The sequence below is a fragment of the Roseibium sp. JB4-4 genome (assembly GCF_055693425.1).
On sequence record NZ_CM146333.1, the window covers coordinates 1653208 to 1666422 of the forward strand.

Annotated in this window: 11 protein-coding genes, 1 tRNA gene and 1 pseudogene; 8 read left to right on the forward strand and 5 right to left on the reverse strand. The window is 54.8% G+C overall.

Annotation, left to right across the window (positions count from 1 at the left end; all coding sequences use genetic code 11):
- Nucleotides 1-346: 346 nt before the first annotated feature.
- From ACZ1HV_RS07665 to ACZ1HV_RS07675, 3 genes are all read right to left on the reverse strand, one after another.
- The gene (locus ACZ1HV_RS07665; RefSeq protein WP_472717752.1) at nucleotides 347-859 is read right to left on the reverse strand and encodes a hypothetical protein; all 513 of its coding nucleotides are present in this window, start codon (nucleotides 857-859) and stop codon (nucleotides 347-349) included.
- A gap of 318 nt (nucleotides 860-1177) precedes the next feature.
- On the reverse strand, nucleotides 1178-1573 hold the full coding sequence (locus ACZ1HV_RS07670; RefSeq protein WP_472717753.1) for a hypothetical protein: 396 nt from the start codon (nucleotides 1571-1573) through the stop codon (nucleotides 1178-1180).
- 473 nt (nucleotides 1574-2046) lie between these two features.
- Nucleotides 2047-3033 (reverse strand): tyrosine-type recombinase/integrase, encoded by a 987-nt coding sequence (locus ACZ1HV_RS07675; protein ID WP_472717754.1) that lies wholly within the window; start codon nucleotides 3031-3033, stop codon nucleotides 2047-2049.
- 41 nt (nucleotides 3034-3074) lie between these two features.
- On the opposite strand from ACZ1HV_RS07675, the gene ACZ1HV_RS07680 reads away from it, so the two are divergent.
- From ACZ1HV_RS07680 to ACZ1HV_RS07715, 8 genes are all read left to right on the forward strand, one after another.
- Nucleotides 3075-3213, forward strand: a tRNA-Leu gene (locus ACZ1HV_RS07680).
- 411 nt (nucleotides 3214-3624) lie between these two features.
- Nucleotides 3625-4617, forward strand: a complete 993-nt coding sequence (locus ACZ1HV_RS07685) for an OmpA family protein (RefSeq protein WP_472717755.1) — start codon at nucleotides 3625-3627, stop codon at nucleotides 4615-4617.
- 1 nt (nucleotide 4618) lies between these two features.
- Nucleotides 4619-6046 carry a caspase family protein gene (locus ACZ1HV_RS07690; RefSeq protein ID WP_472717756.1) on the forward strand — a complete coding sequence of 476 codons (1428 nt, stop codon included), beginning with the start codon at nucleotides 4619-4621 and terminating at the stop codon, nucleotides 6044-6046.
- 5 nt (nucleotides 6047-6051) lie between these two features.
- Nucleotides 6052-6219, forward strand: a complete 168-nt coding sequence (locus tag ACZ1HV_RS07695; RefSeq protein ID WP_472717757.1) for a hypothetical protein — start codon at nucleotides 6052-6054, stop codon at nucleotides 6217-6219.
- Nucleotides 6216-7664, forward strand: coding sequence for a caspase family protein (locus tag ACZ1HV_RS07700; RefSeq protein ID WP_472717758.1), 1449 nt, complete (start codon nucleotides 6216-6218; stop codon nucleotides 7662-7664). The genes ACZ1HV_RS07695 and ACZ1HV_RS07700 overlap by 4 nt, the downstream gene beginning before the upstream one ends.
- 295 nt (nucleotides 7665-7959) lie before the next feature.
- Nucleotides 7960-9294 carry a caspase family protein gene (locus tag ACZ1HV_RS07705; protein ID WP_472717759.1) on the forward strand — a complete coding sequence of 445 codons (1335 nt, stop codon included), beginning with the start codon at nucleotides 7960-7962 and terminating at the stop codon, nucleotides 9292-9294.
- A gap of 56 nt (nucleotides 9295-9350) precedes the next feature.
- On the forward strand, nucleotides 9351-9893 hold the full coding sequence (locus ACZ1HV_RS07710) for a hypothetical protein (RefSeq protein ID WP_298959399.1): 543 nt from the start codon (nucleotides 9351-9353) through the stop codon (nucleotides 9891-9893).
- 68 nt (nucleotides 9894-9961) lie between these two features.
- Nucleotides 9962-10633 (forward strand): hypothetical protein, encoded by a 672-nt coding sequence (locus ACZ1HV_RS07715; RefSeq protein WP_298813289.1) that lies wholly within the window; start codon nucleotides 9962-9964, stop codon nucleotides 10631-10633.
- 177 nt (nucleotides 10634-10810) lie between these two features.
- Here ACZ1HV_RS07715 and ACZ1HV_RS07720 read toward each other — a convergent pair whose 3' ends face one another.
- Both ACZ1HV_RS07720 and ACZ1HV_RS07725 read right to left on the reverse strand, forming a co-directional pair.
- Nucleotides 10811-11533, reverse strand: coding sequence for an SDR family NAD(P)-dependent oxidoreductase (locus tag ACZ1HV_RS07720; RefSeq protein ID WP_472717760.1), 723 nt, complete (start codon nucleotides 11531-11533; stop codon nucleotides 10811-10813).
- 68 nt (nucleotides 11534-11601) lie between these two features.
- Nucleotides 11602-13211 (reverse strand): annotated as a pseudogene (locus ACZ1HV_RS07725) (isochorismatase family protein).
- Nucleotides 13212-13215 lie beyond the last annotated feature (4 nt).

Below are 13215 nucleotides of genomic sequence, written 5' to 3' on the forward strand. Positions count from 1 at the left end.
GCTCCAGGATCATTGGCTTTTCTAGCGCGCCACGCATGACCACTAACTCGAGTTCAGCGTACCGCAAGGCAGCGTTCGTATAGACACAGCCAACTGCTCCAACCTGTAGCTACCATGGCAGTATTGTACGGAAACACTGTCAGGTACATGTTCTAGATTTGATCAAATTACTTGTTCTTCAGGGTTCACGTCGGACGAGATCGTAAACAAAAGTCGCAGAAAACTGAGAGTTATTTGCCCATCTGACTTAAGGCTCTTAGTAATGGAGGGGGACCGGGCTAAGAGTGCGGGAGGTTGAGCCAGCCAGGCGCAGCTGATCGACTGTATCGTTGATGGTACTGATCTATCAGCCAATTAGATCAGCTCGTGTCCGGTACTGTGACCATTCAAGTTCCCTTGTATCGTAGCCTTTGTACGCAGGGTCTGGTTCAAGTGCCTTGGATAGGGATGGCTCGATCATGCCACCCCCTTGTCTGAATGCTGCTGATCCTAGCTCGTTCTTGGTTCTGATCGGTCTACCGATGCGTCGTTCATAGTTCCGCTGCATGACCTTATTCAAGTCGTCCACTAACCCGTTGTGGACGATGAAACTGTCGTGCACTGGGAGGCATGGATAACCCCGTTCAGCAAAGTAGAGCATGACCTCAGCTGCAATGTCTGCGTCCACTCTCTGTAGTCGCAACCCTTCACCAGTTCCAAAGAACCTTTGTATTGGTTCGTGCCGTTCACGGATCGCTGTTACGAGTCTCTTCCAGTCGTGGACTGACAACTCTGTCCTTATGTCCTCCGGTGGACTGTTCAGCATCTTCTCTGAATTGATCAGAGCATTGACGGCACGTTTGATAGTACCGCGCTCCACATTTGATTGTCCGATGGCGTACGCATCACCCTCCAACTGTTCGCTTGTACGCGCATACAACATTTCAATGTGAAGTCCCGAGAAATCGACCTCGACCGTTACCTTGCCATTGATATGTATGTGCGACCGATGCCGGCTTGGAATGCGTTGCCACCAGCCTCCGTAGAAGCGTCCCCCTTCATCCCACCGGTTGTTATTGAAAATCCGTACTAGGTGCCGTTCTGTGAAATCCACGCGGTGCAAGCGCGCCGGTAGTCTGTACTGGTCAGCCGTCGATATCCGGAACTCGTTCTGCTCGTACCCGTCATGGTACTCGCTTTAAGGAACGTGAAGGTCGATCCACGTGTCGGCCAGCAGTGCATTTATAGTACCGAGTTCCGCTCTCATTCTCTGCGTGTCTTCGGTCTCTTCGTACACCTCTACAAGGTTCTTGTTCTCGTCGCGCATCAGAAGCACCTCTTCGGCGCTCTCGCCATTTGTGCCCCTGATGACAGGCATGGTCAGGTCAATATCGTTCGTGAGTAACCTGATAAGTCTGTCTGTCGCTCGTATCCGTGTGCTGCGACCGATTTCCGTTACAGGGTCGTTGAACCCTTGCCTGACCACCTCCAGGTATCCGAGCAACTCAAGACCCTTGAACGCTTCGTGCACCCCTTTGTGTTTTAAGAACAGCTTACGGTACCGGCTGTCCCCACTGTAACTGTTCCGGTTCAAGCTGATGCCCACGGACAACTGTGGGTCAGTACGCCACGCGGCATATAGGTTCAGGACGATGCATGTGACTGCGTTATACAGGCTCTTGTATGCTCCCGAGTTGCGTCCTCTTTGCCGTTCTTTCGTTGACGCCGCGTCGATCTGTGCAATCAATTCGCCAACACACCGTTTTAGCTCCGGGAATTCACTCCATCTGTGCACGTCCAAGCGACGTGAATAGTCCCGGTACCGCTGTTCCGGCTCTTTGTCCGTTCCTGACAAATTCAATTGCCTCGTATTAGGAGGGTTGAGTACCCTTGCCACATTGCACATGGCGCAACTTGAACACCGGCCTATCCGCTCGTGATTCTTGACACGCCATCAGACAGACCACGTTGCTTTGTGAAAAGGATGTATTTGGTTCTCTCCCGGCGCACAACCAAGAGCCGGTGTAGTCCGCATACACCTCCGAGAAGACGAACCCCGGCCCTTACCTAGATCGCATCAATCGTATGGACCAGTTCCTCGACGTTGGTATGCGCGTACCGCATCACCATACTCATCGTCTTCCATCCACCGAGCCTCATCAGTGCTCCAAGGTCCCGGTTTGCTTGATAATGCCAAGTTGCCCACGTGTGCCGACAATCGTGCGGCCTGAAGTCTGTTAGACCTGCCCGCCTTACCGCCCCTGAAAACCCTGACTTAATGCGGGTCCCTGCGGAAGTGTCATCTTCTCGTTTCGGCCTGGCGTAAGGCGTACCCTTCCCTGTTCGAAACACCACACCATTCCGGTGCGCAAGCCCCTCAAGTTCAGCAACCAGTACCGGGTGAAGGGGAACACCTCGTGATGTTCCGTTCTTTGTCGCCACGAACTGTACATGTCTCCGTTCAAGGTCAAGGTTGGCCCAGTCGAGCCATAGCGCTTCCCCAACCCTTGCCCCGGTGTACAGAAGGAAACAAATCAGTGGGCGCATGTGGGCACTGGAAGCATCCAGTAACCGTTGGGCTTCTTCTTTCGTGATCCAGCGGTCACGGCCACGTGGTTGCTTCGGTCTTCTGATTACGGGCTTGTTGCACCATCCCATAACGGCAGCATGGTGAAGGACGCTCGATATCGGAGAATAGACCTGACGGTTCAGCGTCCCGGGTGCACCGCCAGGAAGCACAGAACGAGCCACACGGTCGATTAACTCCTGACGAATAGTGGATACCTCCATATTGCGCAAACGGGCCACAAGCGGCTTTAGGAAGCGTTTGCAGCCACCGCCGCGAACATAGTCCTCCGCAGCCTCCGCGAAGCTGACGGCGGGCCGTGCCGTGTCCAAGAATTCGTCATGTATCTGTTTTTCGCGCTTCAAACGGTAAGCGTCTGCGATCTTCCTGTTCGCGGTTCCGGTACTCTCGTCATACCGGACACCGTTGATCGTACCGCGCATGTACAACATCGCCCGGCCCGGCTTACGAACTATCTTAAGTGGCATGGTCTTCCAGTGCTCCCATCGATCCAAATCGTGGGAAACGTGCTGGTGCACAGCTGGTGCACTATCCGTGCAATCTGTGAACAGCGACGGAAAAACGGCCAAATTTTCAATACTTAACAGCCGAAGCCATTTCCCTTGGTAAGGGAGAGGTCGAGAGTTCAAATCTCTCCGGCAGCACCATTAAATCTCACATTCAGTTTGCACGAATGCGACACTACTGGTTCAGCGCCTCGCATACTCTTGCAGCAACATGCAGCTATCAATCTCCTGTTTGCTGGATGCATCACACAAAATCCAAACCGATTTTTGTTTGTTTTGCTCTCTCGTTCTCAGCAACTTACCCGCAGTCTAAACTGTTTCCGGCATTGGCCTGAGATGATTTGACTACTATGCCCATGGTAAGAAGACACGCTGTCAAATGCGCACTCTTGTTGCTCAGATTGTCCCAGTTAAAGATTTCAGAAGTTGCCGCCGCGAGCGAGATGAGTCATTCTCCGTTAAGTTAAGGGTATTTAGAAGCAAATTTCAGGGTGGATCGGCATATTTCCGATTCAAGATGAAGCAATCCAAAACCTTTCCTATAGGAAAAATATGGCTGTACGGCTCGATACTTTTTCATTGGTCTCAAGTTTATATGCTCGATTAAACGTCCTTGTTTTGGCCTTGGGCATATCATCGTTTGCCGCGGCACCAGCGCATGCGGACCTTCTGTCCTGCGAAGCTCTCAAGAAAGCCTGGTCGAGTATTTCGAGCGATGCCTCCTATGACGAGAAAGCCAGTCTCTATGACCAAGCCTACAACGACAGCGACTGCGATGGCGTGACGGTAGAGGCGTTTGGTGCAGACATCATCCATTCGCGGCTCGACAGCGTCGTTCCTTTTGACAGCCTTGCCTCCCATTCAGGGAACATCGAAGAACTCAAGGAGACACTGCTCGACCTGCAGGAGTTTGGCGAACACTGGCGGCTGTCTTATTTCCTAGGTGAAATCTACCGGCAGCAGCAGCAGGTGCTGCCGGCTCTCAGAGCCTACCAGGAAGCGCTCGGACTGGTCGACGATGAAGAGCTGACACCCAACGAGCCCGATCACAGAATGATCGCTCGGCTGCGGGACAGACTGGACGAACTTGCCGTCGTGGGGGCTCAGGTCTCAAACTCACCTGAAGACGTTCAAATACCGACCACCAGAAGTGGCCAGACGATCTCCCAATACAGCTTTTCAACACGCGGTTACAAGAGAAAGAAGACTCTTGTCCCGATCCAGTTCAAATATGACCAAGCCATCTTGACCGAAGCAGGCAGGCTCAGTTTTCAAGACGTCAGAAAAACGCTGGAGGCCCAAGGCAACCCGGACATTCGTGTGGTCGGACACACAGACCCGGCGGGCTCGGGCCCCTACAATCTCGACCTGTCCTTGCGGCGAGCACAAGCCATTCGCGAAGCACTTTTGAATACGGGCTATTCCGGCCGGATCGACGTGGACGGAAAAGGAGAAGCGCAGCCCTTTCGGTTTGATGATCCATCACTCTATTCAGAAGATCTGAGAAACCAGGCCCATCGCAGGGTCGAGTTCGTTCGCAACTGACATGAAGGAACCCATTGTCAAAAGACCTCGTGTGCAAGTGCGGACACACATTTTCAAAGTTGTCTTCTGGTTGGCGATCGCAATCGCTCCAACCTCGGTAGCAGCCGGCGATCTCTATGCGTTGGTTATCGGAATTGACCGGTACAGCACTCTTTCCGACCTCAAGGGTGCAACCAATGATGCCAAAGATGTTGCGCAAACCCTGGAGGCGATCGGTGCAAGGAAAGTTACCTTGATCACCGACGAGGACGCGACGCGTGAAGCAATCTTCTCTGCTTGGCGCGCCTTGACCGAACGCGCGGGAGAAAATGACACTTTGATCTTTCACTATGCCGGACACGGTGCCCGACAGCCGGCGATCCTTGATGGCCACGAGGCATTCGACAACATGTTCCTGTTGTCGGGGTTCAACGAAACCGGCCCTGGGGTCAACGAACGCCTGATCGACAACGAGATCGGCCATCTGCTGGCTGAAGAAGCCGAAGCAACTGTCGTTTTCGTCGCGGACAGTTGTTTTGCGGGCGGAATGACCCGCGATATCGATCCCAGTCTGCCGGCAAATTCCAGGGTTGCACAGGTCTCGCTTGACCCTAGTGAGGACCTTATTCCACAACGTGTCGAGGCACTTGGCGAAGTCAGCGAGAAGGCGCTGGAACGCGTCGTCTGGCTCTACGCTCAGGATCAAAACAAGGTTACCCAGGAATATCGGATCAAAGACCAGGTTCGAGGGGCGCTTTCCTATGCATTTTCGCGTGCGTTGGAAGGAGCTGCCGATAAGGACAAGAATTCCGTCCTGAGCACTGCGGAGCTCAAGCGGTACATCAACCGCACGGTCAAACGCTATTCGGAACGCCGCCAGCGACCCGAAGTCAATGCAGGTTCCCGGGGATTGTCGATCCCGATTCCGACGGCATTTGGTGGTGGCACGGAACCTGTGAGCACTGGACTGCCAGGCCTTTCGCTTTACCGGACGCCAGATTTTCGGTTGCCACAACTTATTGGCGTGAAGGAAGTCGCAGACAAAACCCGGGCCGATCTGATCCTGGATGGCGAAGCGGGCTGGCTTTACAACAGAGCTGGTGATCGGGTCACGCGAATTTCGGATGAGATGAGCGCAGCAGCCTTGCAAGGTGCGATAGACAAGTGGCGCTTTCTGGCTTTTCTGGCCGAATTGAAATCCACGGAAGATCCGGACGTTTCGCTGCGTGATGGAAGCCGTGTCTACAAGGCTGGAGAACGCGTGACCTTTCAGATGGTTTCCGGCTCTCACGAAAACATTCTGCTTTTTAATCTGGCTGCGACCGGGAAAATCCAGCTGGTCGCTCCCGTTCGCTCCGGGGGCGCGGTCTGGCAGCCGGCAAATTACGGCTTGAGCGGACGGAACGCTTTACCTCACAAGTCGTTCCGCCGCTCGGAGCAGATCACCTGATTGCCTTGTCATCGCCGACACCGATGCCTGGTCTGGTGTCGCTGATCAAATTGGCAAACGGAACGGCAGACCTTGAAAACCTGGCCAAGGACTTTCGAGTGCTTCTGGACGGCCAGCAATTCGGGCTTGATTGGGTCGGTCTTTACACCCGCGAAAAGGATGAAACCCCGTGACATCAAAAACCGGCCCTTTTCTGGCAACCTTGGTGCTTTACTTCTTCCTGCTTCCAGCGGCACAGGCTGCTCAAAAGGCACTGCTGATTGGGGTCGGCGATTATCCACATCTGCCGCCAAGCGCACAATTGATCGGGCCGGCAAATGATTTGCGCGCCATGTCCTCCTTTCTGCAAAGCCACTGGAAGTTTACTCCATCGGACATTCGCATCCTCAAGGACAAGGACGCCACAAAGAACAATATCCTATCATCCATTTCAGGCTGGCTTGCCAATCAGACCAGCCCGGGCGACAGAGTTGTAATCTACTATTCCGGTCACGGGTCCCATGTACCCGACAGGAACGGCGATGAGGAAGATGGCGAAGACGAGACCTTTGTTCCATATGACTACGGGCGCCGAGGCAATGTCGCAGAGGACATGGTGCTGGACGACGAAATCGGCAAAGCCTTGTCAGCGCTTCCGGGGCGTGAAGTGATCCTGATCGCCGATTCCTGCCATTCCGGCACCATCAATCGGGATATCTTCGGCAAGGAACCCGCGAACGAGGCCGACGTGCGAGCGCGCTACTTGCCATTTGGTAGCGGGGCAAGGTCTGTTCCGCAAACGTCCCGGACGGAAGATCCACTCGCTCGCGACGCCGGTTCGCACATAACTTTTTCCGCCGCACTTCCCCACCAACTGGCCTGGGAATCTCGTGGCTATGGTATCTTCACTCGTAATCTTATCGAGGGATTGAGCACTGGCGCTGCTGACTTGAACGGCAACAACAGAATTACCAGTGCAGAACTCATGAACTACATCAGACCGAAAACGGAAAGGTGGTGCAAACAGGTCGCGCAGTGTCGCGAACTTCAGTTCACGCCCAACATATCGCCCCGCAACGAAGCTTTCATCTTACAGCCAATGCTGGCGGGCGCGCCGGTCCAGGCTGTCGAATGGAGCGCCGCTGAAGACGTTTCTGACGTGGTGCCTGAACTGAATTCGGCCGAAATCCGTGTGGATATTCTTCCGGGAAATACCCATCGCATTGGCGATGAGGTCCAGTTCCGGCTGACCAGCGGACTTGACGGTTACCTTACTCTTCTGGATATCACCGCCGAAGAAGAGCTTGTGCTTTTGTTTCCAACCGATGAGGATCGGCAGGCTGGCAAAACCGGACGTATTCGAGCCGGTTCAGTATTGACGGTTCCTGATCCCACCTACGGCTTTGTTTTCGAGGCACAAGCGCCTGCGGGTACAGGAAGGCTTCTTGCCATCGTGACTGAGGACCCCGTCGAACTGGAAGATCTGCTTCGCGAACATGGCGAGCTTGAACCAATCTCCGGCAAGATGATCTTTTTGAAAGAGCTCTCCGCACGTCTCAATCAGCCTTGGACGCGCGATGCCAGCAACCGAAGTGTCCGTTGGGCTTCCGGATATGAGGATTACCAGATCAAGCCCTGAAGCTGGAGACTGCTCACATTCGGCTAAGTAGAGACCTGCGGATTTTTTCACGATATCCCGATGAAAAACAGAAACAGGCGCTTTTACAACCTGTCCTGCTGGACAGCGGCAAAATCGTCTGCCTAGTATGCCCCAGGGGAATTTGAAAGCGCTTTCAGCAGCCAGCTTTTTATTACAGGAGCAGTCGGGTGAGCGGTCATCTGTCGGGGCGATTTTATATTTTAAAAAAATATTGTTTGCTTTCTTGGTCTTGCAGGTTTTTTGGTCGACGCAGGCCGCACTTGCTGCGAGCCGGGTGGCGCTTGTCATTGGCAACTCGAATTACGAAAACATCCAATCTCTTTCCAATCCGGAAAACGACGCACGCCTGATGGCTGAAACGCTGATCGAGGCGGGGTTCGAAGTGCGGCAGCTGATCGACGCCGACTATCGGAAAATGAAAAAAGAGCTGCTGGAATTCGGCCGCGTACTGCGCAATTCCGATGTTGAGGCGGGCTTGATCTACTACGCCGGACACGGCGTTCAGGTGCGCGGTGAAAACTATCTTATTCCGGTCAATGCCACACTTGCGGACGAAGATGAAGTCGACCTGGAGGGAATCAACGTCAATGACTTTCTTCGCGTGATGAATTCATCCAACAGCCCCGTCAATATCGTTGTGCTGGACGCGTGTAGGAACAACCCGTTCAAAGGAGCCTTTCGGTCAGCAACACGTGGACTTGCGCCCGTCGACGCGCCCATGGGCACTTTGATCGCCTATGCGACCTCGCCAGGCCAGGTCGCCCTTGATGGTGCCACCAACAACTCCCCCTACACGGCTGCACTGAGCCGCGCCATCGTGGATAGTCCAGGCAAACCGATCGAATCCGTCTTCAAGCAGGCTCGCCGAGATGTGCTTCAGGAAACCGGTGATCGGCAGGTGCCATGGGAGGTGAGTTCGATTACCGGCGACTTTTACTTTTATCCCGAAGACGAAGACGCACAGACGAGCGCATTGAGCCCCTCGGTCAGCACGTCCGATCTTGATGTGGCCTATTGGTCTGCCGTTCGAGACGACCCGACTACTAGCGAACTGCGTGCCTATCTTGAAAAATTCCCGAACGGACTGTTCGCCGCGGTTGCCGCCAAACGTCTGAAAGAACTTGAAAACAAACCCCAGCAACAAGCGAACCTCAATCCGGCGACGACGGTTCCCACGGAGACTGTCGCTCCCGAGAACAATCAGCCGGTGCCAAGCGACCCAAAAGAACTTGCCCGCGCCGTTCAGCTTGAACTGAACAGACTGGGCTGCAATGCCGGATCGCCAGATGGTGTGTGGGGTCGTGGCAGTCGTTCCGCCGCCGACCTGTTCAACCGCCACTCAAACCTGCGCCTGGCCTCGATTGAACCTAACGGCGAGTTTCTCAGACAATTGCGGGAGTTTGACAATAGGGTCTGCCCGCTTGTCTGCAAGGTGACCGAAAACCTTGTTGGCAATACCTGTGTCACCAAGTCGTGTCCGAGCGGCAAGAAACTGTCTAGCAAGGGCGTGTGTTACACGCCACAACGAACAACAACACAGACGACACGGCCCGCAAGCAGCGGCGGGTCCAATTGTTTCGTTTTCAACGGAGAGCAATTTTGCGACTGAACGCCACCGTCAACCGGGGCGCATCAAAAACAGTATTGGGGTTTTGGGGCTTTTATATGAGAAAGACATTCTATTGGCTGACAAGCGTGTCAGCGCTATTTCTTGCTGCCGTCGTACTGGCTTTGCCGGCGCAAGCGGCACCCCCATCCGGAAAAACGGTGAAATGGGTGGTCTCTTACACAGTCTGCAGTCATCCCGTTGGCGTACGTGCATGCTATAAACGCCGAACGTTCAAAACGCCTTATCAGGTTTATTTCGCCAAGAACGGCGATGCCTTCTACTACACTGGCGACGGCGGCGGCATTCGCATTCGCAAAGGGCAGTCAAAGGGTGTTGAGCGGTCCAGCGGATCCATTACCGAGGCGCGACTGAAGGTTTCCGGCAACGGCTTCACGGCAGTCCACAAATACATCGACAAACGTGTCGTCAACGGAATGCAGTTTAAAGTCCAGTTCACTTCCAAGATCAGACTGAATGGCAACTCCTGCCAGGTCACACGTTTTGATGCGGACAATGTGTCAAGTGGTGGCAAGACGCTCTCCTATACGGCCGCAAAACAGGCAATTTGCAGCGTTCTTAACGGACCTCCTGGGTCTTAACCTTAGTTCAATCGACAAAAACACTCGAGCCAGGCTTTGGCTACAAAGACCTCGTAGGGAAGCATCGCATGCCAAAATCCACATTTGCACTGATCTTTATCGGGATCGCGTTGTCGCTCGCCGGCTGCCAATCAACGTCAGATGATGGTGGAGCCGCCACTCAGAATACAGCGCGCGCAACACCTCAGTCTCTTGATCTCAATGGCAAGGCCTTGTTTTTCGTCGCCAATACAAATTTCGAACGGCGAGATTCCTACTCGCAAACCGACAGGGGTTCGTTCACCGAAACGCAACGCGGAACCTCCAAGAAAGCCGTTCTTATCCGGCAGAATGACGATAGGCTCCTGATCGCCGACCCGGACACCCCGTCAGGCGTTGTCTTCGTGAACGGCCGCAGCGTGAATTCATCCGGCAGCATTGCCGGCAAGGGCAAGACCGTTTGCGTCGAATTGCAGATCGAAGAAGGCTACAGGCGCGATCTCTGCTCACGTTACTCTTATCGAAACGGAATTATCGAGATCACTGAAGAAGAGAAAGACCCCGCTGAAAGCCGCACGACCAAACGCAGCTACAAACTCTCTTTCGACGGCAATAGCTGCAAGTTTGTCAGCTATACCTCTTCCTCAAATGCCACGGACGCCTATTGCGACGGCATTTGCCTCTCGGCTTATGGCGGCTCCACAAAATGGCGTTACACCTCGAAAAGCACAGCCACCACGGGAAGTTGCAGTATTCGTTAGTAAGCGAAACAGCTATTGTTTCATCAGTGTAAACTGGCCCACATCAAGAGCTTGAAGTAGAAACAATTCGGTCAGAGAGCCAGCTGGCCCGGCCCGCCTGGGTCAACGCGCACGAACTCTGCTCAAGCAGGCAACATCCAATCAACCGCTGGGGCGCGTTACCATCATCGCAGAAAGTCAGTAAGTTGCCCTTCCGCCGGACAGATCGAACACGGCGCCGGTTGCAAAGCTGTTTTCGCGGTCGCAGAGCCAGGCGATCATGTCGGCTGCTTCCTTGACCTCCAGAAACCGGTTCCTCGGGATCTTGGACAGCATGTAGCCGATATGTTCTTTGCTCATCTGGTCGAAAATGCGCGTGCGCGCGGCGGCCGGGGTGACGGCGTTGACGGCAATGTCGAATGACGCGCATTCCTTGCCTGCGCTCTTGGCGAGAGCCATCACCGCAGCTTTAGATGCGCTGTAGGCGGACGCGTTGGGATTGCCCTCCTTGCCGGCAACAGAGGCGATCAGGGCAATACGCCCATAGTTGCGTTCTTTCATTCCCGAAAGGACGGCCTTCAACATGTGGAATGAGCCGGTGGTGTTGACGTCAAAAATCTGGCACCAGTCTTCCAGCGGGTAGTCTTCGATCACCGCATTCGGGCCTGCGATCCCTGCCGAGTTCACCAGAATTGAGGGCTCACCGGCCTTTGACACGGTTTCTTCCATCGCCGCGGTGACCGAGGCCCAATTGGAGATGTCGGCACAGATCGGAACAGCTCCGATCTCTGACGCTGCGGCTTTCACTACAGTTTCATCGATGTCCCACAATGCGATTTCAACGCCCTTTTCCCGCAAGCGCTTGGCGCATGCAAGACCAATGCCCTGGGCGCCGCCCGTAACAATAGCAATTTCCTGCATGATGATCTCCTGAACCCGGCACCCGTGCCGCCATGATCTGGTCGATTGGCTTCATGGCGAGACTATCTTCATGACAGCGCCGAGACCACAGAGGACGTGCGTGTCACACTGGCGACATTCTGCATGGCAAAGTTGATTGAGGCCCGGTGCCAGTCCGCGTTCATGGTGGAACAGGCGTCTTCCGGCACGATGACCTGAAACCCCTTGTCTGCCGCGGTGCGGGCCGTATGTTCCACGCTCATGTTTGTCCAGGACCCCGTGTTGATAATCGTGTCGATGCCGGCATGGCGAAGATAGCTTTCAAGACGTGACGTCTCCCAACCACTCATGGACATCTTTTCGCACACGAGGTCTCCCGGTCGTGGTTCCAGCCCCGGCACCGGCGCAACACCCCAGGTTCCCCGGACAAGCGCATTTTCCCCCTTTAACCCCTGAAAGAGCGGCGCATGCTGGGACAGAAGCGGGTGGCCGGGCTCGCAGACCATCCAGATGTGAATGACCGGAATGCCCTTTCGGCGTGCGGCTTCTGCGAGCGCGATCGCGTTGGCAACGACATTCTGATCCCGCGCATGTTGCGGCGAGCCGGTTTCGGCGAAGGCACCACCGTCCATCATGACATCGTTTTGCAAATCCTGAATGAGAAGCGCGGTTTTCTTCGGGTCGATTGCCGGACATCCCGAGACCTGAAGGCCGTTCTCTGTGCTTACCGGGGCTGCTTCGGAGCCCCTGGCCGAGCATTGCTGCCAGCGCCCGAGGGCCTTGGATACATGAAAGGCTCATTGCGCGGCCTGACCCTGGTCTGGACGCTGTAAACGGATGTGCAGGCGCACATGAAGAGGGTTTGCCAGTCGTCACCTCCCCAATGAAGGTTCGCCACCATTTCAGGCACCTCCACCTTGCCGATCAGCAGCCCTTCAAACGAATAGACCCAAACCCCACCCGGTGCCGTTACCCAGACATTGCCGTTGATATCGGCCTTCATACCGTCCGGAACACCGGCTTTGAGCGCGTCCTTAATGCCGGAGGCAAAGACGCGGCCATTTTTGAGCCGGCCATCCTCGCCGACATCGAACATGCGGATATTCGCCTGTTCCGTGTCATTGACCCACATCCACCGCTCGCAGGGTGAAAAACACAAACCGTTCGGCTGCGTGAACATATACCGATCAGACACCAGGATCGCTTCATCGCCAGGCCGATGGTCAGCTGGCAGCATGTAAACGCCCTGGAACCCTTGCTGAAGCGGCCGGGGCACACCGAAGTGTTCAAGCCGTCCGTAGGTCGGATCGGTGAAGTAGATCGTCCCGTCGGATTTGACCACTATGTCGTTGGGTGAATTGAGTTCCTTGCCTTCAAAGTGAGATGCAAGAACCTCGCGGGTTCCGTCTTTTCGAAACCGGGCCACGGAACTTGTCGCATGTTCGCAGACGAGGAGGTTCAATTCCGCGTCATAGGTCATGCCGTTGCCCTTGTTGGAGGGCCGCAGGTATTCGCTTACACCGGCTTCCGGCGTCCACTTTCGCCTGACGTCTCCGGGCATATCGGAAAACAGGAGAAACTTCTCCACCGGGTGCCAGATTGGCCCCTCGGTGAACACAAATCCCGTCCCGATCTGATTGACCGGTGCAAATTCGTCGATCAGGTCCCGGAATTTCGGGTCAACAACAGTGTGGCCCATGGGC